Source organism: Mammaliicoccus sp. J-M41 (assembly GCF_022385935.1).
GTDB classification, from domain to species: Bacteria; Bacillota; Bacilli; order Staphylococcales; family Staphylococcaceae; genus Mammaliicoccus; species Mammaliicoccus sciuri_A.
This window is the reverse complement of record NZ_JAJNIR010000039.1, coordinates 1-25706: the sequence shown is the minus strand read 5'-3', so window position 1 is coordinate 25706 and position 25706 is coordinate 1. Positions and strand designations below refer to the sequence as shown.

Below are 25706 nucleotides of genomic sequence, written 5' to 3'. Positions count from 1 at the left end.
GAACGAAAGAACTTCAAAAGAAATGGTCCACTGGTTACATTCCAAACTGGTCTATGGTTATGAACCAGCTTCTTTTACATGATCAAATTAAGTGTGTAAGTTATTAAGTATCTTGAATAACTTACACACTTAATTTGACAAAGCCTTTGTAGTTAATTTAAATTAATTTCTGATTTAGAAGTTCCTAATAAATTATTTTGTACTTGCAATATTTTATTACCTTTATTTATTAAATCCTCAGATACATCAAATGCTATTTTACCTGTCATTTCGCTGTCAGGATTTAATTTTTCGAAAATAAAATCATTTTTGATGCTGCCATCTTCCCCTTGATTTGCTGATAAAGAACCTTCTGAATCTGGTTCAAGAGTCTTGTCGCCGATTTTTAATTTAAACATATTACTGTCTAAAGTAACAGGATCATTACCATTGTTTTTAACAGTAATTTCAACAATAAGGTATGTACCTTTAGCTTCATGAGGGACAAAGCTATTTCCAACAGTTTTGGAGTTATTTACAGACTTAACTGTATAATCTAAATCATCAGTTTTTACTTTATCGCCGATTTTAAATGTCTTTTCATCTTTTTGATTTTTCTCCGATGAACTTTTATCTATAGAGCTTGTTGAACTTGAAGATTGATTAGAATTACTACCTCCAATCATAACAGTACATGCTCCTAATAAAACTCCTAAAATAACAATAACTCATAGACAGCCGAAGCATCCCCAAAGTAACCTCTTTTTATTATTAGGTTTACTATCTTGCATATAAATTACTCCTTTCAAAAGTTATTATATTAATACATACTGATGTATTTAATATCATATATAAGTTTTATTTTTGTTATTTTTTGACAATATGGGATAAAAAAACAACGCTTAAACATATCAATAGCAGAATTAAGAGATTTGAGATCTAAATCAAAAAAAGACCACCTACAGAGAGATGATCTTTTTTTGATTATCATTTTTCTACTGATTGTCGTTTTTTCTCGTAATATTCTAATTTCAATTGATGCCATTTGTCATAATCAGAACTTGTGATTTGCTTAATGACTTTTGCTGGATTTCCACCTACGACTGTATTGGGTGGCACGTCATTTGTTACGACTGCTCCTGATGCGATTACAGAGTTTTCTCCTACCGAAACGCCTGGTAATACGATTGCATTTCCACCAATCCATACATTATTTCCAATATTAATTTCATGACCAAATTCTAATTGTTCATTTCGAATTGTTGGATCAATAGGATGACCTGCTGTATATAAACTCACTCTTGGACCGAACATAACATTATCACCAATATTGATACGATTGACATCTAAAAATATACAGTCCATATTTGCATAAAAGTTCTCACCGATATTAATATGTCTACCGTAATCAACATAGAGTGGTGGATGTAAGTATATATTTTCTCCTGTCTTACCAAAAAGTTCTTTTTCTAATTTAATAATTTCATCACTATTTTCAATAGGTGTATGATTAATTTTATCTGCTAGCATTTTTCCTTGTTTTGAACCATTAGATTCATGGATATCGTGCGCTAAGTATAGTTCACCTTTAAGCATTTGCATATAATCAAAATCATTCTGCATATCATAATTCCCCTTTATATGTATATGAGCATATTATATCTTGTTGAACTTGTATATACAAGTTAAGAGGTTAATGATGTTATTTGATTCATTACATTTATTGCTATAAGTTAGATAAATCTATGAAAAATTCTTTTTGCCAATTTTGAGTTTGACTCGCAGTCTTATTTAAATGATTTTCCCATGGTGGGTAAACTCTCATTGCCATTTTTCCTTTTACTTCGAGATTACTTATGATTTTCTGCTTAAGTAGAATATCTTTAGGAAAAATAAACAGCCCTTTTTTATTATCATCTAGTATAGCTATGATGAGTTTATCTGGTGTTTCTGAATATGTATAAGGTCTGTTTTGATTATTATGATCTTTAACCCAAAATACGACAAAATAACCTTTTTTATTGGCAGTCTTTTTAGCACGTCTACTTCTATAAGTAATATCTTGAATTTGAAAACTACAAGCTTCATATTTAATATTAAGTTCTTCAAGTTTGTAGTATTCAATGGGTTCATCATTAAAATAGCTTTTTATTAATTCAGTTGACTCAAACAATTGCAAACCTCCTTATATGACTTTTCATAATTGATTATAACAAAGATTGTCCTATTACATTCGATGTTGAAATATTCTAGTATTCCATTGTTTTTATACCCTTTTTAAGTACTTAAAAAGGGTATAATAGTAGTTGAATATTAATGAGATTTTGACACTTTCTAATGTTTAGAAAGTGTTTTTATTTTATAAACATATTAAAGGGGATTCTATGGATATTACAATTTGGACACTTGTTATTTTTTCAATTCTGTTAGGGGCTATGGTAAGAATTGTGTTTGGTTTTGGTGAGGCTTTGGTCACAATGCCATTACTTGCTTTATTAAATTTAGATTTTAAATTGTCTATTTCTGTGGTGGCAATTGTTGGATTATTAGTGGCTTTACCTGTGTTTATAAGAAGTCGTGGCAATCTTGATTGGTCTATTATTAAACGTTTATTAATGGGTTCTATTATTGGGACGCCTATTGGGATTGTAATTGTTAAATGGGCGAATGAAGATGTGATTATTAAATTTTTAGGGGTATTTATATTATTGTACGGTGCTATTAATCTTATTAATTATTATAAGAATATATACCAAGTTAAATTGAATATTCCAAAGTTTTATGATTATATTGCAGGTGTTGTTTCGGGTGTTTTAGGTAGTGCATATAATAGTCACGGTGTACCGATTATTATATATGGAACATTGAAAAAATGGCATGTTACAGATTTAAAAAACATTTCACAAGTACATTTTTTTATTACAAGTTGTTTTATTGTCTTTAGTCACGGTGTTTCAGGATTTTGGTCAATCTCACTTTGGTATTTATTATTGGCCATTTTACCGCTTCTCATCCTAACATTATGGCTGGGTCATATCATCAATAATAAAATTGATCAACGTGCTTTAATTAAATATATTTATATGTTGTTGATTTGTTTCGGAATCATCATGATTGTTAAATAATGAGAGAGGAATTACGCAATGCAAATTTTTAGAGTTCATGAGAATCATGAAATAAGCGCAAAATTTCTAGATAACCGACGTCTTTCTAAACAAGTATTAGAACTTTATCAAATTATTAATGTTTGTATAGCTAAGCTCGAATATATTGATGGCAATACACGTTATTTAAGTCATCCTATCGTGAAGCATGTTTTTAATGATGGCTATCCGTATTTAGCTGACACATATCACTTATTATTAGCCATGGATAAAGAACATAGAAGAAGAGGTGGGAAAAGGTCAAAAGACTTTGAACATCAAATTTCAAATATGGGTAATTTGATTGATACTGGTATTAAAGATGGTGCATTTTCTACTGAAAAATTACCACCTATATTTGTTTATGGTGAAACGAAATTAATGAGTGACGAAGCTTATTTAGAATATGAAAAATTATTATTTATGAAATGGACAGCAGATAAAATTGCACCTCGGTGTAATGTAAGTAGGTGATATCATGAGTAAGAGAGCAGATATTGAAAAGTTATGGAGACATGAAAAATATAATGTTATGATGCATAGTCAAAAGTCATATTTAGATATAAGAGAATCTTTAAAGGGAGATATCACATATGACGATTTACAAAGTAAAATTGATGATGCAAAAGCCATAGTTCCGACTAAAGGTTCAATCATCAACACTTATGATCATATGTGGGGGTATTTTAAGAAAATTGCTACTGAAGAAGAACGTAACCAATATTTGAAATATAAATCACAATATCAAGAAAATGAAATTCAATACCAATGTTTAATTACATTTATATACAAGCTTGCTGTGAAATATAATCAAAAGTATTTATTAGAATCTACTATTTTAAATTGATTTACCTATCTAAGTTTAATGATGATTGTGTAACCATGAATAGGGTAAATATTATATAGAAAGTAGATTTTCAAGGAGGCTGAATATAATGGAAGAACGTGTATATCAAAAAATGTGGGACACTTTAAAAAAAGAAGTGCAATTCAATATAGTGGAACTCGAACAAATGGAAGAAGAAAACGAATCTCCAGGATTAAAAAAAGCCCAAAACATGATGGATCATTTAGAGAAAGAGTTTATCAAAAATTCATAATCAATCATAATCATTTAAAAACATTTAAATTTGTTCTGTAAATCTATAAAATATATGTAATTATATAATATTAATAATCATTTACATCAATTCCCTCTAGATTCACTTAATATAGTTTTGTAGTATTTATATATTAAGTTTTTTGGAGGCAGTTATGTTTTTTGATAAAAAGATTATCGTATTTGAGAATTTAGAGAATAAATACAATCAAGAAGAAGCAAAAAATATATTTTTGAGACATTCCATTGATTATGACTTTATTACAATAAGTAGCCAATCTATTATTTTAGGTGGATTACAATATCCTTCAGCACAGAACAAAGAACAATTTATTGCTGATTTTAATGACTATTTAGGGAACTAATGCATTTAGCTGTCATCAAGTTTAAACCTTGAGACAGCTTTTTTTATTGATAAGTGACAAAATTGTCATACTATCTCTGATTTTGTTCGTTTATATTTGGGTAATATATGTATATAGAGACTATAATGATATTTATAGTTGAAGGAGGGATATTATGCTCGTAAATAAATGGATTTATATCGCATTAGCTGTGTTATTAGGAAACTTTGGCGTTCATAAATTTTATGCACAAAAACCAGTTGTTGGACTATTACACTTAGCATTCTGTTGGACAGGGATTCCACATGTTATCGCATTCTTCAGTGCTATATTCGCATTGTTTAGACCATCTGATGAACATGGTAATATTCAAGCATAGTATGTTGTGACATGCTTTTATTAAGTTTTTAAAACCCTAGATATCATAATAAATAATTTTTCGAAAAAAGAGTCTGGAACAGAAATGTTCTAGACTCTTTTCATATTTTTAAAAATAGGAAGTGATGAATATTGCAAGTGAGGCGTGACAAGCAATGTTGGGAGGCTGAATATTGCAAGACTCCCCAAACAAGCAACATAGAACATCATGTTTACATTGATTTTTCCAAATAAAAGAGACTGGTACATAATGTAATGTCTCAGTCTATTTTATTTATCCATTATTCAAATCTACATATAGCAATTTAACTTGGTCACGTAAAATTTTTATTTCAACAGGTGTTTCGAACAGAATTTCACCATCTATATCTAATTTGGCTGATGGATCAGTAGATAACGTTGCTGATTCACATGATATATGTTGGATACTATCACTAATCTCATTCCAATTCATGCTATCTTTTACTTTAAAGAAGTCATTGATGATACTGAAATTTTGTTTATCGAAAATAAATATATTCATTTTCCCGTCATTAGGTGATAAATCTTCTAAAGGAATTCTACTACCACCTACATGTTGGCCATTCGCAATCAAAATCATTGAAGTTTCACCTGAATAAGTTTCGTTATCAGCTGTTAATTCATATTTATAAATTTCTGGGTTAGCTACCGTTTTGATTGTAGAAAAAATATAACTGAATTTACCTAATAATTCTTTTTGATTGGATTCAACATTTTCAGCGTTTTGTACCATCAATCCAATACCCGCAAAGTTAAGGGCATATGTACCATTGACATCTATTACATCAAATGACTTAATTTGACTCGCTAATAAATCTTGAGAAGCTTGCATTGGTTTTTGAGATATATTTAAAGTCTTCGTGAAATCATTGAATGTTCCACCAGGTAAGACGCCTATTGGTATTTTGAGATTGTTTTCTACGACACCATTTATTAATTCGTTTAATGTTCCATCGCCGCCCAGTATAAAAATAACATCATAAGCATGTTCATTTGTATTGGCAGCTAATGTTTTACAATAAGAACGAATTTGTCCTTCTTCTTTACTTAATTTTATTGTTAATTCATCACAAAGCTGTGTTAAATTTTCTGTAACTTGTCCGAGTTCTTTGTATATATTACCTTGCCCAGCAGCTTCGTGGTAAAATAAAATCCCTCTATGAAAATGTTGTGTCATAATCGTGATACCTCCTGTATTGTACCTTTTATTACAATACCATGTATGACGATTGATAAACAATTTTAAATAAAATATTTTAATGTGTTAAAATAAATAAAAGCATTGAAAAGGGGAGGATTATTATCGCTTCACAAAATGATTATATCCATTATGAAATGGAAAAAAGAAAGCAACCTTTACTAGGTGTTGTGATCCATAACGATGCAAGTGAATTAAATGCTAATGAATGGCGTGAAGTATTAATAAACGCACCTGAAGAAAGATATGTACAAGGTATCGCGCATTATTACATCGATAGAAATCACCAATGGCAAGCGATTGATACTGAGCGTATTGCCTGGCATACCGCTAACCCTATAGGTAATGAACAATATTTAGGGTATGAAGTATTAGAATCTCTCTCGAGTACAGATGAAGAATTTTTATTAAATGAGCAAGAAACGTTAAGAGCAATCGCTTCAGATATGATTGATTATAATTTAACACCTAATCGAGATACGGTTCGATTACATTTGGAGTTTAGTGATACTGAATGTCCACATCGTTCATTAGAAATTCATACAAATTGGAAGACGACAATAGATGGCATGCCGGATGAGTGGATTATTAATGAAATGAAAGATTATTTTATAGAACAAATTAAACAATATATGTTGAATTAAAAAAAGCGTGTGGATATAAAATCATTTGATTTAAATCCCACGCTTTTTTTATTATTGTGCATATTGTTGTTGTATTTGAACTAATGCATTATAGAATAGTTCAGGTTGTTCAGGACCATTGTATGTTCCTTTTTCTAATGCAGTTAATGAAGCTTTTTCAGGATTTGTTAATCCGCCTTCATATTTTTGTCTCCAATCTGCATTAATAGAATTTAAGTAAGGATTTTGTCCAGTTTCATTGTAAATTTGTTGAGCTTGTTCTGCACCAAGTGCTGAATTCGACTGACTATTACTTGCAGCATTGTTAGCATCATTGCTAGCTGCGTTATTAGCGTCATTAGCTTCTGAATTATCAGCATTTGAAGCGCCATTGCTATTTTGGTCAGCGTTGCTATTAGCACCATTGTTTGATCCATCAGAATTAGCTGAGTTATTGTTATTTGCGTTATCGTCACTATTAGCATTTGAATTGCTTGAGTCAGAGTTTGAAGAACTATTACCATCTGTGCCACTACTATCATCTGAGCCATTAGTGTCATTTGAATTAGAGTCACTAGACCCGTTATCATCGGAGTTATTACTATCTGAATTTGAACTAGCAGAATCGCCTGAAGCGACATCATCAGAACTACTATCAGAGTTCTTACTGCTGTCTGATTTACTGTCAGATTTATCATCAGATTTTTTATCTGAATCTTTATCAGACTCACTATCTTTTGATTTAGATGTATCATCAGATTTCGAAGAATCTTTATTTGCAGATGAATCATCTTTGCTGCCGTCACTATCATCGTTACCGCATGCTGCTAAGAATAAAAATGAAGATAGTAACAAGATTATAAATTTCTTCATATATAAACCCCATTTCTTTTTTTGTTTGACACTTATGTATCAACAATAATTCAATACCACTAAATATTAATCTCAAACAAAATTTATTATAATTTTTTTAAACTTTTTATTCCGCTTTAATAACACTATTTAAAAAAGTAAAAATACCATTTTTATAATCATTAATTTAATCTAAAAGACTATGTGAGTTTGTTTAGATTTTTCTGATAAATCTGTATAATGTTTATAAGATTAGAATATGCAGGAGGAATTCAAATGACTAAAAAAACAATCGGTTTTGTAGGTACAGGTGTTATGGGTAAATCTATGGCAACACACTTAATTAATGAAGGCTATGAAGTAAATGTTTATAATAGAACGAAATCTAAAACGGATGAATTAGTAGAAATTGGCGCGACTTGGTGTGACACGATAGCAGATTTATCTAAATCAAGTGATGTGATTATATCTATCGTTGGTTATCCTAAAGATGTCGAATCTATTTATTTAGATGAAAGTGGCATTATAAACCATGCTAAAGAAGGCACAACTATTATAGATATGACGACTTCAAGTCCTACTCTTGCTGAGAAGATTTATAATGAAGCAAAAACTAAAAATATTTACAGTTTAGATGCACCTGTATCTGGTGGTGATGTTGGTGCTAAAAATGCGACATTAACGATTATGGTCGGTGGAGACGAAGAAGTATTTAATCAAGTTGAAGATATTTTCAATGTTATTGGACAAAATGTTGTCTATCAAGGTAAAAGTGGCAATGGTCAACATACGAAACTTGCTAATCAAATTGCAATAGCTGCAGGTATGTTAGGAGTAGCAGAATCCATTATATATGCTGAAGAAGCGGGATTAGATATTGATAAAGTGTTCAGTTCTATTGAACATGGTGCAGCGGGTAGTTGGTCATTATCCAATTTAGGACCAAGAATGGTCAAAGGAGACTATGCTCCAGGATTTTATGTTAAACATTTCATTAAAGATATGAGAATTGCGATAGAAGAAAGTGAAAAAAGTGGCTTATATATGCCTGGATTATTAAAAGCTAAAGAAGTATATGATGCATTAAGTGAAGCAGGTTTTGAAGATAATGGCACACAATCTGTTATTCAATTATTAAAAGATCATATTAAAAAGGGGTAAAACAATGGATTTAAATGAATATCAAAATCTTGCATTAAGAACAATGTCTGATGTAAAAAAAGATCCAGATAAAAGCTTGATTAATGGCGCATTAGGATTAACAGGAGAATCTGGAGAAGTTGCAGATATTGTTAAGAAATACGTATTTCATGGACATGAATTGGATAAAGAAGCATTAAAGAAAGAACTAGGAGATGTACTATGGTATATCGCATGTTGCGCTTCTGCTCTTGATGTAGATCTGGATGAAATTGGTCAGTTAAATATTGAAAAACTTCAAAATAGATATCCAAATGGATTTTCAAAAGAAGATTCACTAAATCGTAAAGAATAATAAACAATTATCTATTGGATAATAATGACAAAACTGTTAGAATGAAAAGGAGTGAAAACGCTTACGTAGGAGGTAGCTATATTGGAAGGAAACGAACAATATTTATCTATAGATGAACTAAAACAGTTAATGTCTGACTATCCATTTCAATATATTGTTTGTGGACAAAGTGCGATTGATTTATTTTTGAACGAATATACACACACTAAGGAAATCATGAGCATAACAGTAAGTAGAGAAGAAGAGCTTGATTTAGCAAACTACTTTTTAGAACGCCATTATCAAATAGTAGTAGAGACACCATTGAATGAACTAAAAGAAATTACTGTTGAAGAACTTGGAGATTATAAGAAATATTATATTTATAATAAGAAGAGCGAATGTAAAATTCTTAAAGTTTATATATATGAAACGAAAGATGAGAAATGGCAATTTAGTCATGATCACAATATAGAAGTGGAAGATTACAAAATATATTTTCATAGTTTAGAACATGATGTGAAGTATTTGCGACCGGAAATTCAAATGATGTATAAGCTATATCATGAGCTGAGACAAGATGATATTTATAAATATCAAAAGTTAATTCAACATTTAAGTTATTATCAATTCTTTATGCTTAGAAAAGTAATTGGAAAAGATAAACTCAATCAGATTATTTTATCAGATACATAAAAGAAGCCAACGATTAAATCGTCGGCTTCTTTTTGTTATTATGCGAGTTGAGTTGTTTTATTTGCGAAGTATTCGTCATAAATCGCTTGAACGGCTATATCAGAATATTGCTCATCAATACCAAACATCATAGAAATTTCAGATGAACCTTGGTTAATCATATTTAAGTTAACATTTCTCTTACTAAGTGCTGCAGTTGCTCCAGCAGCTGTTCCAACTGCTTTATTCATGCCTTCTCCTACAATCATTAAAATAGCTAAATCATAATCAATTGTTAACTCGTCTACAGGAATATTTTCGCGTATTTTATTTAAAACTCTTTCTTCTTTTCCTTTAATTTGAGTCGATCTCATAATAATACTAATGCTATCGATACCAGATGGGATATGTTCGATTGAAATGTTTTCTTCTTCTAAGATACTAAGTACTTTACGTGTAAATCCAACTTCTCTATTCATTAAGTACTTTTTGACGTTGATAATTGTAAAACCTTTATCACAACTTACGCCAGAAACGATATGAGATAAGTTAGAGATGTTACGTTCACTCACAATATATGTTCCTTTATCAGTTGGTCTGTTTGTATTCTTGATGACCACTGGAATGCGATCTTTATAAAGTGGCTCTAGTGCCTCGTCATGAAATACGCCAAATCCGGCATATGATAATTCACGCATTTCTCTATATGTGATTTCTGGAATTACTTCAGGTTGAGATACGACTGTTGGATTTGCTCTAAAGATACCTGACACATCCGTAAAGTTCTCATACAAGCTTGCTTTAATACCTCTCGCTAAAATAGCACCTGTAATGTCAGATCCACCCCTTGGGAAAGTCACGATATCACCATTTTCAGAATAACCAAAGAATCCAGGAATGATTAATTTCTCATCATATTCACGTAATTTATAAATCTTCTCATATGACGATTCTAATATCATTGCGTTACCTGGTTCATCTGTAACGATGATGCCTGCATCTTTGGGCGATAAGTAACGTGTAGGGAAACCTAATTGACTATTATATTGTGCGATAAGCTGCGCATTGAAATCTTCTCCACAACTTTTTAAACCGTCTAGTAAGCATTCGGGTTTATCATGATACACGTTTATCAAATTTAATAAGTGGTTTTTAATTTCATCTAAAATAGAACGATCCATGTTCAATTCAGTCACAATTTCTTCATAGCGACCAACAATTTGGCTGAGTTTGTTTGAATAATCTAATTGATTAATGACTTTTTCATATAAGCGTATAAGCAAATCTGTTGTTTTGATGTCTTCTTTAAATCTTTTTCCAGGTGCAGATACGACTACAATTTTTCTTTCATCATCAGAGTTAATGATGTTAACGACTTTTTTAATTTGCTCACTGTTAGCGACGGAACTTCCGCCAAATTTTGAAACTTTCATTTTATCAGTCCTTTTACTGGGGGTAATATAATTGTAGCTCTTTACAAAGCGAGAAATAATGATAATATTACTATTAATTCTAATTATTCAAACTTTACAAAAAACTTTAATGAATTTATACTATAATAAACTTGAGTCTATTTCAAGTAGACATTTGTATTTTTAAAAAGAACAATATATTTAAGGTGAGTGAGGAAATGAAAGTATTAAATGTAGCAGTATTAGGTCTTGGCACTGTTGGAACAGGTGTCGTAAAGATTGTTGAAGAAAATAAAAAGCAAATAGAAGACACGATTGGGAAATCTATACATATTAAACATATTCTTGTGAGTTCTGTTAACAAGAAACGTTCAATTAATACTTCTAGCTATCATTTAACTGAAAATATTAACGAAATTTTAGAAGACGATGAATTGGATATCGTTGTTGAAGTAATGGGTGGTATCGAACCAACAGTAGAATGGTTGAAAGCATTTCTTTCTAAAGGTATACACGTTATTACTGCAAATAAAGATTTATTAGCCGTACATTTAAGAGATTTAGAAGATTTAGCTGAGAAAAATAAAGTTGCGCTTAAATATGAAGCGAGTGTAGCAGGTGGTATTCCGATTGTGAATGCGATTAATAATGGTTTAAATGCCAATAATATTAATCAATTTATGGGTATCTTTAATGGCACATCTAACTTTATTCTTAGTCAAATGACGCGTGAAGGAAAATCATATGATGAAGCATTACAGCTTGCAACAGATTTAGGATATGCAGAAGCGGATCCAACTGACGATGTTGAAGGAATTGACGCAGCTCGTAAAGTCGTAATTACGAGCTATTTATCATTTAATAGAGTCATTTCGTTAAATGATGTTGAAAGAGTTGGTATTTCTGATGTTGAAATAGAAGACATTAAAGTAGCAGAAAAATTAGGCTATAAAATTAAATTAATTGGTCAAGGTAAATATGAGAATGGCCGAGTTATATCAAGTGTTAAACCAACATTATTACCAAACAGTCATCAAATGGCACATGTAGAAGATGAATATAATGCTATATATGTTATTGGTGATGCTGTTGGAGACACAATGTTTTACGGTAAAGGTGCAGGTAGTTTAGCTACTGGTAGTGCTGTTGTATCTGATTTATTAAACGTTTCATTACAATTTGAATCAGATTTACATACGTTACCGCCTCACTTTGAACTTAAAACAGAACGAACGAAAGAAATTGTTGAAGATGAAGTGGTTAAATTCCCACTGAAAAATAGTCATTTTATCATTGTTGAAAGTGACAAAGATGAAGATGTCTTAAGAGATGACATTAAAGCGACAATCGAATTTCATAGAAGTGTTAAAGTAGAACAACGTACTGAAAATACGTATGGTATTGTCATCAGAGGTATTGATGAATTACCAGTTGATCAATTAAAAGAAAATGGCATTAATATTTTGAAATATTATCCAATTGAAGGAGATAATTAGTATGGGCAGATGGCAAGGATTAATTCATAATTATAAAGAATATTTACCAGTAAACGAAGGAACACCTCAACTGACTTTAAATGAAGGTAATACACCATTAATTCATTTACCTTATTTATCAGATAAATTGAACATTAATTTATTTGCTAAATTTGAAGGTCTTAACCCTACAGGTTCTTTTAAAGATAGAGGTATGGTAATGGCAGTCGCAAAAGCGAAAGAAGAAGGTAAAAAGATTGTAATATGTGCTTCTACTGGTAATACATCAGCTTCAGCTGCCGCTTATGCTGCAAGAGCAGGTTTAAAAGCTATTGTTGTTATTCCTGAAGGTAAAATAGCACTTGGTAAATTAGCACAAGCAGTTATGTACGGTGCTGAAATTGTATCAATTAAAGGGAATTTTGATGAAGCATTAAATATCGTTAAAAAAGTAGCAGAAAAAGGTGAAATAGCACTTGTAAACTCTGTAAACCCTTATAGAATTGAAGGTCAGAAGACGGGTGCGTTTGAAATTGTTGAACAATTAGATGGTAAAGCGCCAGACTTATTTGCGATACCAGTAGGAAATGCTGGAAATATCACAGCATATTGGAAAGGTTTCAAAGAATATCATCAATTAAATCAATCAGGTTTACCTGTTATGTGTGGTTTCCAGGCGGAAGGTGCGTCTCCAATCGTACAAGGTAAAGTTGTCACAAATCCAGAGACAGTAGCGACTGCAATTAGAATTGGAAATCCTGCAAGTTGGAAATTAGCTGAAGCAGCACGTGATGAGTCAAACGGATTAATTGATAGTGTGACAGATGAAGAAATCCTTAAAGCATACAAACTTATGACAAGTAAAGAGGGCGTCTTCAGTGAGCCAGCGAGTAACGCTTCAATTGCAGGTTTGTTGAAATTGCATGAACAAGGTAAATTAGAGCCAAATCAAACTGTTGTCGCAATTTTAACAGGTAATGGATTGAAAGATCCTGATACTGCGATCGATTTACTTGATTCGCCAATTACACCTTTAGAAAATGACGAACAAGCAATTATTGATTATATTGAGCGTGCTTTACAATGAAGAAATTAAAGCTTAAAGTACCAGCCTCAACTGCTAACCTTGGGGTTGGTTTCGACTCAATCGGAATGGCTCTAGATAAATATTTAGAAGTAGAAGCACATCTTTCCGAAGATGGTAAATGGCATTTTGAGCATATTGGACCTCATCTTCAAGGTTTACCTGATAATGAAGACCATTATATTACTAAAATTGCACAAACTGCTACAGAGAAATTTTCTAAAGAAATGCCTGCATTAAATTTAAAAATGTATAGCGATATTCCACTTGCGAGAGGGTTAGGTAGTTCAGCATCTGCGCTCGTAACAGGTTTATTTCTTGCTAATTATTTTGCAAATTTAAAGCTGTCTAAATATGAGTTGCTACAACTTGCAACTGAAATTGAGGGACATCCAGATAATGTTGCACCAACAATTTATGGAGGTTTAGTCTTAGGCGTATATGATCCAGAAGCTAAACATACGGATGTCTCATATATTGATATACCAAAAGTCGATGTAATTGCTACAATACCAGCTTATGAGCTATCAACAGAGAAAGCACGTAAAGTATTACCAGAAACATTATCTTTAAAAGATGCCGTTAAATATAGTGCGATTAGCAATACAATGATTAGTGCGTTGATTCAACATAATTATGAATTAGCTGGAAAAATGATGATGAAAGATGGTTTTCATGAACCTTATCGTCAACATTTGATCCCTGATTTTGAACATATTAAAGCATTAGCTTTAGAACATGGTGCGTATGCGACAGTCATTAGTGGTGCTGGTCCAACTGTATTAACGCTTGTCAAAAAAGAATTGAGTGGTAAGCTTGTGAGAGACTTACAAGACGAATTTGAAGATTGCGAATCAGAATTGGTAACCATTAATCGATATGGTATTAGCCAAAAAATTATAAACTTATAATTAAAATGAGATGCTTATATTCTATGTATGATAGAATATAAGCATTATTATATTTAAGGAGATAAACATGACATATAAATACATCGTAATGGATATGGATGATACACTTTTAACTTCAAAGAATGAAATAAGTGAAGTGACATATCAATACTTAATGGAAAAACAAAAAGAAGGCATGAAGTTAATACTCGCTTCAGGGCGCCCAACTGCAGGTATGATTAAACATGCAGAAGCACTTGATTTAAAAAGCTATGGTGGCTATATCGTAAGTTATAATGGTGCTTTTGTTATCAAGGCAGAAGATCAAAGTATCGTATTTAATCAAACAATTAGTCAAAAAGATGCTCACGATATTATTGATTATTGTAGAAGTCATCATTTCTTTTATTTAACGTATTTAAATGACCAAATAATTCATGATACAACACATGATTATATGAACATTGAAAGTGAATTGACTGGACTTCCAATGAATAAAGTTAATGATATTAAAGAAGCTATAACAGGTGACGTTCCAAAAATTATGGGTGTCGATTTCGAGGAAAACATTGCAAGCGCAAATCAGGCGTTGAATGGCAAATTTAATGACCATGTATCGTCAACTATAAGTAAACCGTACTTTTTAGAATTTATGAATAGAGAAGTATCTAAAGGGAAATCGTTGCAAAGGTTGTTTGATCAAATTGAAGCGGATTTCTCAGAAGTGATAGCTTTTGGTGATAGTTTAAATGATTCTGATATGTTAGAAAGAGCAGCAGTTGGTGTTGCTATGGGAAATGCGAACGATACGATTAAAGGTATTGCAGATGTCGTTACAGACGACCATGACCATGATGGTATCGTAACAGCGCTAGAAAAAATATTAAAAGCATAAAAATAAAGCAGCTCAAACCTTAAGAAATTTAAGATTTGAGTTGCTTTTTATTATTCGTGACGATCTTCATTAAATGCAATTGAAGTCATTTCAATTACGAGAATTGATTTTGCCCCAAGTATTTTTAATTGTTGTACAATATCATCTATTTCAGTTTTGTGTCTTAGTCTTTCAACAAATACGATGATTTGTTCGTATTGATCAATCTCTAAATTATATAAATAATGTGTGATTGTTCTTTCTAAAGGCGACATGAAACTAATCTTTTTATTTGAATGTCTTAATGTACTAGAATCGAAATTAAAGCGTGTTGTACCTTGTACACGTATTTCTTTACCAGGTAAATAACGAGCAATTTGAAGTGGAACGTACATGAATTCTCCTATACCAATGACGAATTTAGGTGAATCATCTAAAAAGTCATTCAATAATTCTCCCATACGTTGAAACAGGTCTTCAGATACTTGTTGTTCTTTACCATTTAAAGTAAATCTACCTGTTGAAATAAAGTATGGATTATCGTGAATCGTACCATCACGCAGCATATTTTGAGCTTTTACAATGAAATGATCATTGATGACATTTCTTAAAGAGTAATATTGAACTTTCGTCTCATGTTTTTGATTATCTAGTAGTTCATTTTGAATTAAATCTTTCGTTTCATGCTCAATATCTGTGATTTCTACATCAAATGACATGAGTGAAATGATATTGATTTTAATATTTAAAGATTTTTCCAAACTTGAAAATGCTTCTCTAACACTTTGAGATCTTAAATCAATAGGTGTTAATACAGTAAATGTTTCTCTTTCAGGACATTTATCATAAATCTTTTTAATGAGATTTAGTACAGAATTACCATTTAATAAATGATTATCAATGATTGCGACACGTTCATCATTATCAAAGAAGTCTTTATCTTTCGTATAGAAAAATAAACGTTCTTGAGGGTCAACAATATCGCTATGGTCTAATAATGGTGGATGAGAAATAATCTTATCTCGTGTAGAAGCTAAGAACATCACATCATCATCAAATAAACTAAAAATCGATTGTCCTAAATTGACAGCACGTTCACTTAAACCTAGAAATCTCGTTGGTGGATAGTGACCAAGTTTATTCGATTCAACCATATTTAAAGCTTGAATCATTTTACTGCGATTTTTGCTATTAATAGCTTTAGCAATTGTTTGAATGCGTTCATCCGTTTCGCCTGTTAAAGACTCATGGTATAAGAATCCTAACAATAAACCAACGAGTAAAGGATGCTCTGGATATAACCCTCTAGAATATCCTAAACAAGGAGATACAGGTATAAATGGAAATTCTGAATGTTCTTCTTGTGTAATTGCGAGCATTTCATCTATTTCAAAATCAAATCTATTTTCTTTAACTTTTACTTCAACTTGCTGTTCATTATCTAAAGGAAAAACTTTACTTACTTGGGACATGTGATTACTCCTTTATTTACTTGTATGCGTCCATTCATGGCTGAATTTCTTTCTCTTAATATGCGCATAAATTTGGTCCGCTGCATAGTCTTGGTTCGTATAAACAGTAATATCAAAAAATGCTTGATTCTCTTCGAATGGTTCATTTAAATATAAATCTTTAAGATGATTAAATAATGATTGCATCTGTTCCCGAGTTAAACTTGTATATTCTCTAAGTGTTTTCTTAACGAGTTGAGCATGTGTGTCATAAATACTTTGAACAACAATGACAAAACGTTCATCTTGTTCCATAACATCATCAAATAAATTAGTTTGACCTGTCATATTTACACCTTCTTTATTCTAAAATTATCATTAATATTTATTATACTATATATATTGCAATATGAAAAAGTAGATTATAGTTAGCAAATTTTTATAAACGTTTTGAACTATTGAGTACGGGATTAAGGTAATGATATTTTGAGTAGGGGTTTATCGTTACAAAAGTCGGTGAAAGTGTAACTAAGGGGCGTCATAGTAACAAAAGTCGGTGGAATTGTAACTAAGGGGAGCCATAGTAACAAAAGTCGGTGGAATTGTAACTAAGGACGGTCATAGTAATATAATTCGCATTGGTCTAGACTTTCTTTCTCAATGAAATTTCAGAGCATTATTATGTTAAAGTGTAAACATTCAATCGTTTAATTTATTAAACAGATGGGAGGAAAATCTTGAAAAATACTGAAGAGTTAAAGAAATTAGCGGATGAGTTTCAAGAATGCCAGAGCATACTTGTAGCAATTGGTGATGAAACACGTCAATCAATTGTGTTAGCTCTGATTGAAGTAGGATGTAATGAAGGGATGCGAGTCGGAGAAATTACTAAGAAAACCCACTTATCTCGCCCCTCAGTATCGTATCATTTAAAAATCTTAAAAGAAGCCAATATTGTAACTGTAGAAAAAATAGGTACAAAAAATTTTTATTATATTAACCCTGAAAATACTAGTATTAAATCATTACAAGTAATGATTAATCATATGAATCAATATATTGAGAGTTATCATATTCCAAAAAAGGAAAGTGAGTTTTAATATGATGAAAAAAACTAGAAACAAAATTAGAAACGAAAAATTTTATGTCTAAAAATCGTTTTTATAAAGCATCAATGAGTGAAACATTAGGTAATCGATACAATAGTCCAACAAAAAATATAGTGAATTTATACAGTCGTTGGTCTAATGGTGGATCGGGCATACTGATGACCGGTAACGTTATGGTAGATCGTAATGCATTAGGCGAACCAGGAAACATTGTTATAGAAGATGAAAGAGATATAACTTTGTTGAAAAATTGTGCAAAAGTGGGAACTCAAAACAATAATCATTTGTGGATGCAGATTAATCATCCAGGTAAACAGTCACCTAAAAATTTATCTAAAGAACCAGTAGCCCCTAGTTCAATTCCTGTAGGAGGAAATTTGTCGAATGTTTTTAATCACCCACGCGCATTAAAGCATGATGAAATTTTAGAAATTATAAAGCGTTTTGGAAACACAGCATATATTGCAAAAAAAGCAGGCTTTACTGGTGTACAAATTCATGCCGCACATGGTTATCTTATTAATCAATTTTTATCACCTTACCACAACAAACGAAATGATGCATGGGGAGGTAGCCTTGAAAATCGTATGCGTTTTTTAATGGAAGTTTATCATGAAATAAGACGTCGTACAGGTGAACAATTTCCTATTGCTGTTAAGTTAAATTCTGCAGATTTTCAACGTGGTGGGTTTACAGAAGAAGACTCAATGAAAGTTCTAAAAGCTATCGATAAAGCTGGAATTGATTTAATCGAAATTTCAGGGGGTAATTATGAAAATCCTGTTATGTTTGAAGGAAGTAATATCCGTGAGAGTACCAAAAAACGTGAAGCTTATTTTTTAGATTATGCAGATAAAGCGAGAAAATTAGTGAATACACCAATTGTTGTAACTGGTGGTTTTCGATCGGCTGAGGGTATGGAGGCTGCAATTAATAGTGGTTCGATTGATATGGTAGGTATTGCTAAACCTTTAGTAATTAATCCTGATTTACCAAACCAAATAATAAATGGGACATATATAACACCGGACTTACCAAGAATTACAACTAACGTTAAATTTATAGATAAAAAATTAGGGTCAATGATAGAACTTAGTTGGTATGAGGCTCAATTTTATTTAATGGCACATGGAAAAATCCTAATCTTAAATTGAATATATGGAGAGCTTTATGGATAAGTTTTAAGAAAAATGGGATAATTTCCTTTACTAAAAGACGTTAAATTTAATAATTTTAAAAAGAGTGAATAATTATGAATTATAAACATCAAATTGCATGGAAAAAAATTGAATCTAAATTACCTGAAAAATTTCATTTTACAGAAGAATATGAGCCGAATGAAGAGTGGTGGGATTGGAAAGGACATCATGTACATTTGGACACGTTTAGAAATGAAAACGCAGATGTCAAAATAATTTTATTACATGGTGTTGGCACTAATGGTAGACAACTGTCTTTAATAGCAGGAGGGCCATTAGCAAAGAAAAATTATGAGACAATAGCAATTGATATGCCAACATATGGCATGACCCAGGTTAAAAAGGGAGAGATTGTCACTTATGATGATTGGGTAAATTTAGCTTCTGATTATATAGATGAAGAAAGTAAAAAAGATACACGCCCTATCTTTTTATATGGGTTAAGTGCTGGTGGTATGGAAACATTTCATGTTGCTGCCAAAAATAAAAAAGTTAAGGGTATTATTGGTATGACATTTTTAGATCAGCGTAAACAAATGATAAGAGATGCGACTGCTCATGATATTTTAATGAGCAGGATAGGTATCCCAGCTGCAGGATTAATGAGAAAAATCGGTCTTGGATTTATAAGAATTCCTATGAAAATAGCTTCTAAGATGTACACTTTAGTTAACAATGATACAATACTAAAAATAATGTTAGATGATAAGTCGTCTGCGGGAAATTTAGCAACAATGACTTTCTTAGATTCATATGGTAATTATAAACCAGAAGTGGAACCTGAAATGTTCGATACTTGTCCCGTGTTATTAACACAACCAAGCTTAGACCGATGGACACCAAAATATTTGAGTGTTCCATTTTTATCCGAATTAAAAAAAGTCGAACACGAGATTATAGATTTACAAAATGGAGGTCACTATCCTGTAGAACAACCTGCATTAGATGAGTTAGTAGAAGCTATTGATAATTTTATAAAAAAATATAAATAACGCCACTCAATCTACTTGAGTGGCGCTTTTAAAAATTATTTCTTATATTGGTGTTTTGTTAAATCAATGTCTTCTAGTTTGATAATTTTTGATTTCGTTGTGAATTTATGAATAAAGTATACTACGAAACCTAATATAATCGGTAAGAATGATTCGATTAATACTGGGAAGTTCAATGTCATAATGCTATCAAATGATTGACCGATTAATAAGAATGCTATAACAGCGATTACGATAATTGGACCTAATGGATATAAAGGTGCTTTATATTCAAGTGTATCTGTTGCTGATTTGCCTTGTTTCTTAATGGCCATTCTTAATCGGATATGACTGATTATACTCATTAACCAAACTAAAGTAACAAGTGCGCCTAACATATTCAATAATCTATAATAACCATCTGCATTAATCGTTGCATATACGATAGAAACGAATATTAATACGATTGTGACACATAATGAAACGAATGGCATATTGTTTCTATTTAAGTTATTGATAAACTTAGGTGCTTGCTTATGTTGTGCAAGTGAGTAAAGTAATCTACTTGTAGCATATAAGCCTGAGTTACCAGCTGAAATGAGTGCTGTTAAAATAACTGCATTAATTATTGAAGCAGCGAATGCTATACCAACTCTATCAAATACGATTGTAAACGGACTTTGTGTTACAGTGTTTGATTTATTTAATAACAATGGATCAGTATATGGAATAATTGCTGCAATCACAGCGATTGCTAAAATATAAAATAATAAAATTCTCCAGAATACTTGTCTAATTGCTTTTGGCATGGATTCTTTAGGATTTTCAGATTCACCAGCTGTTACGGCTACTACTTCTGTACCACCGAAGCTAAATCCAGCAACAAGTAGTACACCTAAGAAACCAGAAATACCATTTACGAATGGTGCTTCTTTATAAGTGAAGTTTGATAGTCCAAGTGGTTCATTACCGCCTAAGATTCCAAATATCACAAGTACACCAACTATTAAGAAGATTATAATAGTTGCGACTTTAATAAAACTTAACCAATATTCAGCTTCACCAAATGCTTTAACAGTAAATGCATTGAGTAAGAATAGAATAACTAAGAAAATAATGCTCCATACAAACGGGTTAATATTTTGGAATATATCCCAGTATGTAATAATTTTTGCTGCAGTTAATATATCCACGCTTGTTACCAGTGCCCAAATTACCCAATATAGCCAACCAACAGTAAATCCTGCTGATGGATCAATAAATCTACTTGAGTAAGCACTAAATGAACCAGAAACTGGATAAAATGTTGCAAGTTCACCTATAGCTGTCATTAAAAAGTAGAGCATAACACCAATGATTGAATAAGCTATAAGTGCGCCGCCAGGTCCTGCTTGAGTGATGACTGCACCACTGGCCATAAATAAACCAGTACCAATCGAACCACCAATGGCGATCATTGATATGTGCCTAGTCTTTAATCCTCGTTTCATTTCTTCCATATAATTCACCTTGCTTTCTAATTGTACAATTTATCTGTAAATAAAATATACATATTATTTTATTAGTATTTCAGTAAATAAGCAACAAAAACTTTTAACACATAAATGCTTTAAAGCCATAAAGTAACAGTATATAAAAATAGAAGTCATTTCAAATGTATGAATTGACTTCTTTGTCGTATATTTTCTTATAGAATAAGAAATTATTTAGTTTCGCGGTGTAAAGTGTGACGACCTAATCTTGGACAGTATTTTTTCATTTCAATACGTTCAGGATTTGTACGTTTGTTTTTAGTTGTAATATAATTTCTGTCGCCACATTCAGTACATGCTAACGTGATATTGACACGCATGTTCATCAGCCTTTCTATTCAGTAATCGTTACGTTTTATAATTTTAGCATAATATAAATGAGTTTTCAATGCAAAAATATGTGTATTATATAATTGCGATATGATGTGTAAAAGCGTATATTGTTATAATTAAAACAAATAATAACGTAGGAGTTAAAATATGAAAAAAATATATATTATAGTTGGTGCTTTATTAACGATGGCACTTATACTTTCAGGTTGTAACAACCAAACATCATCAAATGACAAAATCAAAATTTATGCAACTAACTTTCCTTATGAAAGCTTTGCTAAACAAATTGGTGGAAAATATGTAGATGCAAATTCTATTTACCCGAGCGGCACGGATTTACATAATTATGAACCAACACAAAAAGAAATGCTTAATATTGCTAAAAGTGATTTGTTTATATATTCTTCAAATGAATTAGATCCAGTAGCTAAAAAAATTAGTTCTACTATTAAAAGTGATGATCACAAATTAGAAGCGGTTGCTAATTTGAAAGAAAGTCATATTTTAGAACATCATCATGAACATGGTGAAGAAGAAGAGCATGAACATGAGCACGAAGACGAAGAAAGTGCTAACGATCCACATATTTGGTTGGATCCAATTGTTAATAAAGAAGCGGCTAAATCTATTAAAGATAAACTCGTACAAAAGGATCCTGATCATAAAGAATATTATCAAAAAAATTATCAAAATCTCATTAAAGATATAAACGAGATTGATGAAAGTTTACAAAACGTTACGAAAGATACAAAAAGAGATACTGTATTTATTTCTCATGATTCTCTAGGGTATTTAGCTAACAGATATCACTTTAAACAAAAAGGTGTCACAGGCATGAATAATGAAGAACCAACTCAAAAAGAAATTCTAGAAATTATTAAAGATATTAACAACTCGAAATCACCATATATTTTATATGAGCAAAATGTTAGTTCAAAAATGACAGATATTATAAAGAAAGATACGAAAAGTAAACCGCTAAAATTTCATAATTTAGAAGTATTAACTAAAGATGAAGCCAAACAAAAAAATATTTCATATCAGTCTTTAATGGAAGAAAATATCAAAACTCTTGATAAAGCTCTAAATAAATAACATTTATAGTATTATTTCGTTTACTTTTACTACTTAACCATGTATAGTAACTAATGGATTATTATTAATAGTTGTGAAAGAGGTTATTGATATGAAAATTTTTGATTATGAAGATGTACAGTTAATACCAAATAAATGTATAGTAGAAAGCCGTTCTGAATGTGATACTACTGTAAAATTTGGTCCAAAGACATTTAAATTACCAGTAGTACCTGCAAATATGCAAACAGTCATGAATGAAGAACTAGCTGAATGGTTTGCTAGTAATGATTATTTTTATATCATGCATCGTTTTGATGAAGAAGGACGTATTCCATTTATCAAAAAAATGCAAAGCCAAAACTTCTTCGCCTCAATTTCTGTAGGTGTTAAAGACAATGAATATACTTTTATAGAACAACTTTCTAATGAAGGGCTTGTTCCTGAATATATAACAATAGATATTGCACACGGTCACTCTGAGCAAGTTATAAGAATGATTAAACATATTAAACAACATATTCCTGAAACATTTGTAATTGCAGGTAATGTTGGTACGCCTGAGGGTGTTCGTGAACTTGAAAATGCGGGTGCTGACGCAACAAAAGTTGGTATCGGACCAGGTAGAGTATGTATTACTAAAATTAAAACTGGATTTGGTACTGGTGGATGGCAATTAGCTGCAATTAACGCTTGTAGCAAAGCTGCTAGAAAACCAATGATCGCTGACGGTGGTATTAGAACGAACGGTGATATTGCTAAATCTATTAGATTCGGTGCAAGTATGGTAATGGTTGGTTCATTATTTGCTGCACATGAAGAATCTCCAGGTGAAACAGTTGAATTAGAAGGTAAACTATATAAAGAGTATTTCGGTAGTGCATCTGAATTTCAAAAAGGTGAACGTAAAAATGTAGAGGGTAAAAAGATGTTTGTTGAACATAAAGGCTCTCTAAAAGATACGTTAATTGAAATCGAACAAGATTTACAAAGTTCTATTTCTTATGCAGGTGGAAAAGATCTACATTCTATTACAAAAGTAGACTATGTAATTGTTCGTAATTCAATATTTAATGGTGATAGTGATCGCGGCTAAAACAAGTGAGGTGACGACTTGAGAAAAGTATTCTTTTTATTTATGTTGCTATTATGCTTAACACTTATCAAGCCAGTCCCAGAATCAGATTTGTCTAGACAAATTGGGCAAAAAGTATTGAATGTTCAACAAGGATTACAACACGAAGAAACAGCTAAGAAAGTTGAACTGAAGACACCAGATGACCAAGAATTTGCGATTAATAATATTCAAATCAATCAAACAAAGAGCGAAGTAGAAAAGAAACTTGGTAAACCTAAGCGTATAACTGCTAATGAATATAACGAGAAATGGCATGTGTATCATAACGACTATCATGAATTTGTAATGGTAAGTTATGATCATGACAAAGTAACTGGTTTATATACGAACCAAGACCTTATAACTTCTAAAAAAGGTATTACAAGTAAAATGAACAAAGATAAAGTTCGTTCTATACTTGGAGAACCTGAAAAAGCAATAGAAAAAGACAAAGTGAAACTCATACAAAATGATGAAGATTATGATGTTTTCAAATTTGATAACATCTATACAACCGTGTTTTATGATAAACATGAAAATAATCAAATTAAAGGTATCATGCAGATTGCATCATCAACTGAAGATAAACGAACGAATCAGTATCATGCAGCTTCTGATGAATACAAAAAAGCTTTAGAATTACAAAACTTTGATCTTGTAAATGCTGAACGTGTACAGTTTGGTTTACCTACATTAGCTTATAATGAGCGTGTTAGTGAAACTGCAAGAAAGCATAGCCAAGACATGGTGAATAACGATTATTTTGATCATAATAACAAACAAGGTATGTCTCCATTTGATAGATTAGATCGAGATGGTTTTAATTATGTTACTGCTGGGGAAAACTTGGCTTATGGTCAAATCAGTAGTATATATGCACATCATGGTCTTATGAATTCACTTGGACATAGAAAAAACATTTTAAATAAAGATTATAAAGAATTAGGTGTAGGTGTTGATATCGGCGAAGAATTACAGCCATATTGGACGGAGAACTACATCACGCAACAATAGAAAAGAGATAAATGATATTATCTTATCAACGTTGATATAATTAAATCGAGAAAAGTCAATATTTCATATTTCCTTAAATGTTTAACACATGTTGTTTCTAGTAATTTTGATTGGTGAAATAACATATAAAGGGGTAGTTTTACATGGAAAATAAAGAAATAAAACGAAAAGATTTAGATGTCTTAGAACGTATTAAAGAATTATTAAATAAAAAAGATGTATCATAAATATATGACAAGTAAAGAAAGAACTCGATAAAGGGAATATGAAAAAAGGAGATGCGTTCGCATCTCCTCAGAGTGTCGACAAAGTCTTAGACTTTGCCGGCATTTTTTTATGCGCATGCTTTCCGCGGGCATGTTCTCAGCCTGTAGTCTTCGAATCA

At 31.3% G+C, this 25706-nt stretch carries 30 protein-coding genes; 20 read left to right on the top strand and 10 right to left on the bottom strand.

Going from position 1 to position 25706, the window contains the following annotated elements:
• Positions 1–152: 152 nt before the first annotated feature.
• The 3 genes from LQ686_RS12180 to LQ686_RS12170 form a co-directional block, all read right to left on the bottom strand.
• A complete protein-coding gene (locus LQ686_RS12180; protein ID WP_107573252.1) occupies positions 153–665 on the bottom strand; it encodes a DUF4352 domain-containing protein in 513 nt (170 codons plus the stop codon).
• A gap of 301 nt (positions 666–966) precedes the next feature.
• A complete protein-coding gene (locus LQ686_RS12175; RefSeq protein ID WP_025905855.1) occupies positions 967–1602 on the bottom strand; it encodes a sugar O-acetyltransferase in 636 nt (211 codons plus the stop codon).
• Positions 1603–1705: 103 nt separating this feature from the next.
• Positions 1706–2152 carry a MepB family protein gene (locus tag LQ686_RS12170; protein ID WP_025905857.1) on the bottom strand — a complete coding sequence of 149 codons (447 nt, stop codon included), beginning with the start codon at positions 2150–2152 and terminating at the stop codon, positions 1706–1708.
• Positions 2153–2363: 211 nt separating this feature from the next.
• Between LQ686_RS12170 and LQ686_RS12165 the strand changes: the two genes are divergently transcribed.
• From LQ686_RS12165 to LQ686_RS12140, 6 genes are all read left to right on the top strand, one after another.
• Positions 2364–3104: a sulfite exporter TauE/SafE family protein gene (locus LQ686_RS12165; protein ID WP_239733382.1), complete on the top strand. Its 741-nt coding sequence runs from the start codon at positions 2364–2366 to the stop codon at positions 3102–3104.
• A gap of 18 nt (positions 3105–3122) precedes the next feature.
• Positions 3123–3596 (top strand): pyrimidine dimer DNA glycosylase/endonuclease V, encoded by a 474-nt coding sequence (locus LQ686_RS12160; RefSeq protein WP_025905858.1) that lies wholly within the window; start codon positions 3123–3125, stop codon positions 3594–3596.
• A gap of 4 nt (positions 3597–3600) precedes the next feature.
• Complete coding sequence (locus LQ686_RS12155) at positions 3601–3969, top strand: YbgA family protein (protein WP_025905860.1); 369 nt, start codon at positions 3601–3603, stop codon at positions 3967–3969.
• Between the two features lie 88 nt (positions 3970–4057).
• Positions 4058–4222, top strand: a complete 165-nt coding sequence (locus LQ686_RS12150; RefSeq protein WP_162841924.1) for a hypothetical protein — start codon at positions 4058–4060, stop codon at positions 4220–4222.
• A gap of 154 nt (positions 4223–4376) precedes the next feature.
• Positions 4377–4586: a hypothetical protein gene (locus LQ686_RS12145; protein ID WP_037587900.1), complete on the top strand. Its 210-nt coding sequence runs from the start codon at positions 4377–4379 to the stop codon at positions 4584–4586.
• Between the two features lie 154 nt (positions 4587–4740).
• Positions 4741–4944, top strand: a complete 204-nt coding sequence (locus tag LQ686_RS12140; RefSeq protein ID WP_025905865.1) for a TM2 domain-containing protein — start codon at positions 4741–4743, stop codon at positions 4942–4944.
• A gap of 273 nt (positions 4945–5217) precedes the next feature.
• Here the strand turns inward: LQ686_RS12140 and LQ686_RS12135 are convergent, their stop codons facing one another.
• Positions 5218–6141 carry a diacylglycerol/lipid kinase family protein gene (locus LQ686_RS12135; RefSeq protein WP_239733379.1) on the bottom strand — a complete coding sequence of 308 codons (924 nt, stop codon included), beginning with the start codon at positions 6139–6141 and terminating at the stop codon, positions 5218–5220.
• 158 nt (positions 6142–6299) lie between these two features.
• Between LQ686_RS12135 and LQ686_RS12130 the strand changes: the two genes are divergently transcribed.
• Complete coding sequence (locus LQ686_RS12130; RefSeq protein WP_232339588.1) at positions 6300–6806, top strand: N-acetylmuramoyl-L-alanine amidase; 507 nt, start codon at positions 6300–6302, stop codon at positions 6804–6806.
• A gap of 51 nt (positions 6807–6857) precedes the next feature.
• Here LQ686_RS12130 and LQ686_RS12125 read toward each other — a convergent pair whose 3' ends face one another.
• Positions 6858–7658: a hypothetical protein gene (locus LQ686_RS12125; protein WP_119475487.1), complete on the bottom strand. Its 801-nt coding sequence runs from the start codon at positions 7656–7658 to the stop codon at positions 6858–6860.
• A 255-nt stretch (positions 7659–7913) separates the two neighbouring features.
• Between LQ686_RS12125 and LQ686_RS12120 the strand changes: the two genes are divergently transcribed.
• The 3 genes from LQ686_RS12120 to LQ686_RS12110 all read left to right on the top strand — a co-directional run bounded on the left by LQ686_RS12120 (position 7914) and on the right by LQ686_RS12110 (position 9807).
• The gene (locus tag LQ686_RS12120) at positions 7914–8798 is read left to right on the top strand and encodes an NAD(P)-dependent oxidoreductase (RefSeq protein ID WP_119593940.1); all 885 of its coding nucleotides are present in this window, start codon (positions 7914–7916) and stop codon (positions 8796–8798) included.
• Positions 8799–8802: 4 nt separating this feature from the next.
• Positions 8803–9132: a nucleoside triphosphate pyrophosphohydrolase family protein gene (locus tag LQ686_RS12115; RefSeq protein ID WP_107573144.1), complete on the top strand. Its 330-nt coding sequence runs from the start codon at positions 8803–8805 to the stop codon at positions 9130–9132.
• 81 nt (positions 9133–9213) lie between these two features.
• Positions 9214–9807 (top strand): hypothetical protein, encoded by a 594-nt coding sequence (locus LQ686_RS12110; protein ID WP_025905873.1) that lies wholly within the window; start codon positions 9214–9216, stop codon positions 9805–9807.
• 38 nt (positions 9808–9845) lie between these two features.
• On the opposite strand, the gene LQ686_RS12105 is transcribed toward LQ686_RS12110, so the two are convergent.
• Positions 9846–11219, bottom strand: coding sequence for an aspartate kinase (locus tag LQ686_RS12105; RefSeq protein WP_107596899.1), 1374 nt, complete (start codon positions 11217–11219; stop codon positions 9846–9848).
• Positions 11220–11416: 197 nt separating this feature from the next.
• Between LQ686_RS12105 and LQ686_RS12100 the strand changes: the two genes are divergently transcribed.
• The 4 genes from LQ686_RS12100 to LQ686_RS12085 all read left to right on the top strand — a co-directional run bounded on the left by LQ686_RS12100 (position 11417) and on the right by LQ686_RS12085 (position 15542).
• Positions 11417–12694: a homoserine dehydrogenase gene (locus LQ686_RS12100; protein WP_119593936.1), complete on the top strand. Its 1278-nt coding sequence runs from the start codon at positions 11417–11419 to the stop codon at positions 12692–12694.
• 1 nt (position 12695) lies between these two features.
• Positions 12696–13760 carry a threonine synthase gene (gene thrC, locus LQ686_RS12095; protein WP_025905878.1) on the top strand — a complete coding sequence of 355 codons (1065 nt, stop codon included), beginning with the start codon at positions 12696–12698 and terminating at the stop codon, positions 13758–13760.
• Positions 13757–14668 carry a homoserine kinase gene (thrB, locus tag LQ686_RS12090; RefSeq protein ID WP_107573145.1) on the top strand — a complete coding sequence of 304 codons (912 nt, stop codon included), beginning with the start codon at positions 13757–13759 and terminating at the stop codon, positions 14666–14668. Before thrC ends, thrB begins: the two co-directional genes overlap by 4 nt.
• Before the next feature lie 67 nt (positions 14669–14735).
• Entirely contained in the window at positions 14736–15542 is an 807-nt protein-coding gene (locus LQ686_RS12085; RefSeq protein ID WP_107566040.1) for a Cof-type HAD-IIB family hydrolase, read from the top strand.
• Between the two features lie 50 nt (positions 15543–15592).
• Here LQ686_RS12085 and LQ686_RS12080 read toward each other — a convergent pair whose 3' ends face one another.
• Positions 15593–16993: a phosphoribosyltransferase domain-containing protein gene (locus LQ686_RS12080; protein WP_107566041.1), complete on the bottom strand. Its 1401-nt coding sequence runs from the start codon at positions 16991–16993 to the stop codon at positions 15593–15595.
• Positions 16994–17005: 12 nt separating this feature from the next.
• Entirely contained in the window at positions 17006–17320 is a 315-nt protein-coding gene (locus tag LQ686_RS12075) for a hypothetical protein (RefSeq protein WP_049318968.1), read from the bottom strand.
• Between the two features lie 389 nt (positions 17321–17709).
• Here LQ686_RS12075 and LQ686_RS12070 point away from each other — a divergent pair, with 389 nt between their 5' ends.
• The 3 genes from LQ686_RS12070 to LQ686_RS12060 all read left to right on the top strand — a co-directional run bounded on the left by LQ686_RS12070 (position 17710) and on the right by LQ686_RS12060 (position 20272).
• Entirely contained in the window at positions 17710–18072 is a 363-nt protein-coding gene (locus LQ686_RS12070; protein WP_103361194.1) for an ArsR/SmtB family transcription factor, read from the top strand.
• A gap of 44 nt (positions 18073–18116) precedes the next feature.
• Positions 18117–19235: an NADH:flavin oxidoreductase/NADH oxidase family protein gene (locus LQ686_RS12065; RefSeq protein WP_239733378.1), complete on the top strand. Its 1119-nt coding sequence runs from the start codon at positions 18117–18119 to the stop codon at positions 19233–19235.
• A gap of 98 nt (positions 19236–19333) precedes the next feature.
• Positions 19334–20272, top strand: coding sequence for an alpha/beta fold hydrolase (locus LQ686_RS12060; RefSeq protein ID WP_107566073.1), 939 nt, complete (start codon positions 19334–19336; stop codon positions 20270–20272).
• Positions 20273–20307: 35 nt separating this feature from the next.
• Here LQ686_RS12060 and LQ686_RS12055 read toward each other — a convergent pair whose 3' ends face one another.
• Complete coding sequence (locus LQ686_RS12055) at positions 20308–21750, bottom strand: amino acid permease (protein WP_107566072.1); 1443 nt, start codon at positions 21748–21750, stop codon at positions 20308–20310.
• A gap of 203 nt (positions 21751–21953) precedes the next feature.
• A complete protein-coding gene (rpmG, locus tag LQ686_RS12050) occupies positions 21954–22103 on the bottom strand; it encodes a 50S ribosomal protein L33 (protein WP_049318964.1) in 150 nt (49 codons plus the stop codon).
• A gap of 160 nt (positions 22104–22263) precedes the next feature.
• Here rpmG and LQ686_RS12045 point away from each other — a divergent pair, with 160 nt between their 5' ends.
• The 3 genes from LQ686_RS12045 to LQ686_RS12035 all read left to right on the top strand — a co-directional run bounded on the left by LQ686_RS12045 (position 22264) and on the right by LQ686_RS12035 (position 25321).
• A complete protein-coding gene (locus LQ686_RS12045; RefSeq protein ID WP_107566071.1) occupies positions 22264–23211 on the top strand; it encodes a metal ABC transporter solute-binding protein, Zn/Mn family in 948 nt (315 codons plus the stop codon).
• Between the two features lie 91 nt (positions 23212–23302).
• Positions 23303–24286 carry a GMP reductase gene (gene guaC, locus LQ686_RS12040; protein ID WP_107566070.1) on the top strand — a complete coding sequence of 328 codons (984 nt, stop codon included), beginning with the start codon at positions 23303–23305 and terminating at the stop codon, positions 24284–24286.
• Positions 24287–24304: 18 nt separating this feature from the next.
• Positions 24305–25321, top strand: a complete 1017-nt coding sequence (locus LQ686_RS12035; RefSeq protein WP_107566069.1) for a CAP domain-containing protein — start codon at positions 24305–24307, stop codon at positions 25319–25321.
• Positions 25322–25706: the final 385 nt, after the last annotated feature.

What these genes read in the sequence shown, in the direction of transcription:
- LQ686_RS12180 (WP_107573252.1), bottom strand. Translation starts at nt 665, where the DNA reads ATGATTGGAGGTAGTAATTCTAATCAATCTTCAAGTTCAACAAGCTCT.
- LQ686_RS12175 (WP_025905855.1), bottom strand. Translation starts at nt 1,602, where the DNA reads ATGCAGAATGATTTTGATTATATGCAAATGCTTAAAGGTGAACTATAC.
- LQ686_RS12165 (WP_239733382.1), top strand. Translation starts at nt 2,364, where the DNA reads ATGGATATTACAATTTGGACACTTGTTATTTTTTCAATTCTGTTAGGG.
- LQ686_RS12160 (WP_025905858.1), top strand. Translation starts at nt 3,123, where the DNA reads ATGCAAATTTTTAGAGTTCATGAGAATCATGAAATAAGCGCAAAATTT.
- LQ686_RS12155 (WP_025905860.1), top strand. Translation starts at nt 3,601, where the DNA reads ATGAGTAAGAGAGCAGATATTGAAAAGTTATGGAGACATGAAAAATAT.
- LQ686_RS12150 (WP_162841924.1), top strand. Translation starts at nt 4,058, where the DNA reads ATGGAAGAACGTGTATATCAAAAAATGTGGGACACTTTAAAAAAAGAA.
- LQ686_RS12145 (WP_037587900.1), top strand. Translation starts at nt 4,377, where the DNA reads ATGTTTTTTGATAAAAAGATTATCGTATTTGAGAATTTAGAGAATAAA.
- LQ686_RS12140 (WP_025905865.1), top strand. Translation starts at nt 4,741, where the DNA reads ATGCTCGTAAATAAATGGATTTATATCGCATTAGCTGTGTTATTAGGA.
- LQ686_RS12135 (WP_239733379.1), bottom strand. Translation starts at nt 6,141, where the DNA reads ATGACACAACATTTTCATAGAGGGATTTTATTTTACCACGAAGCTGCT.
- LQ686_RS12130 (WP_232339588.1), top strand. Translation starts at nt 6,300, where the DNA reads ATGGAAAAAAGAAAGCAACCTTTACTAGGTGTTGTGATCCATAACGAT.
- LQ686_RS12125 (WP_119475487.1), bottom strand. Translation starts at nt 7,658, where the DNA reads ATGAAGAAATTTATAATCTTGTTACTATCTTCATTTTTATTCTTAGCA.
- LQ686_RS12120 (WP_119593940.1), top strand. Translation starts at nt 7,914, where the DNA reads ATGACTAAAAAAACAATCGGTTTTGTAGGTACAGGTGTTATGGGTAAA.
- LQ686_RS12115 (WP_107573144.1), top strand. Translation starts at nt 8,803, where the DNA reads ATGGATTTAAATGAATATCAAAATCTTGCATTAAGAACAATGTCTGAT.
- LQ686_RS12105 (WP_107596899.1), bottom strand. Translation starts at nt 11,219, where the DNA reads ATGAAAGTTTCAAAATTTGGCGGAAGTTCCGTCGCTAACAGTGAGCAA.
- LQ686_RS12100 (WP_119593936.1), top strand. Translation starts at nt 11,417, where the DNA reads ATGAAAGTATTAAATGTAGCAGTATTAGGTCTTGGCACTGTTGGAACA.
- thrC (WP_025905878.1), top strand. Translation starts at nt 12,696, where the DNA reads ATGGGCAGATGGCAAGGATTAATTCATAATTATAAAGAATATTTACCA.
- thrB (WP_107573145.1), top strand. Translation starts at nt 13,757, where the DNA reads ATGAAGAAATTAAAGCTTAAAGTACCAGCCTCAACTGCTAACCTTGGG.
- LQ686_RS12085 (WP_107566040.1), top strand. Translation starts at nt 14,736, where the DNA reads ATGACATATAAATACATCGTAATGGATATGGATGATACACTTTTAACT.
- LQ686_RS12080 (WP_107566041.1), bottom strand. Translation starts at nt 16,993, where the DNA reads ATGTCCCAAGTAAGTAAAGTTTTTCCTTTAGATAATGAACAGCAAGTT.
- LQ686_RS12075 (WP_049318968.1), bottom strand. Translation starts at nt 17,320, where the DNA reads ATGACAGGTCAAACTAATTTATTTGATGATGTTATGGAACAAGATGAA.
- LQ686_RS12065 (WP_239733378.1), top strand. Translation starts at nt 18,117, where the DNA reads ATGTCTAAAAATCGTTTTTATAAAGCATCAATGAGTGAAACATTAGGT.
- LQ686_RS12060 (WP_107566073.1), top strand. Translation starts at nt 19,334, where the DNA reads ATGAATTATAAACATCAAATTGCATGGAAAAAAATTGAATCTAAATTA.
- LQ686_RS12055 (WP_107566072.1), bottom strand. Translation starts at nt 21,750, where the DNA reads ATGGAAGAAATGAAACGAGGATTAAAGACTAGGCACATATCAATGATC.
- rpmG (WP_049318964.1), bottom strand. Translation starts at nt 22,103, where the DNA reads ATGCGTGTCAATATCACGTTAGCATGTACTGAATGTGGCGACAGAAAT.
- LQ686_RS12045 (WP_107566071.1), top strand. Translation starts at nt 22,264, where the DNA reads ATGAAAAAAATATATATTATAGTTGGTGCTTTATTAACGATGGCACTT.
- guaC (WP_107566070.1), top strand. Translation starts at nt 23,303, where the DNA reads ATGAAAATTTTTGATTATGAAGATGTACAGTTAATACCAAATAAATGT.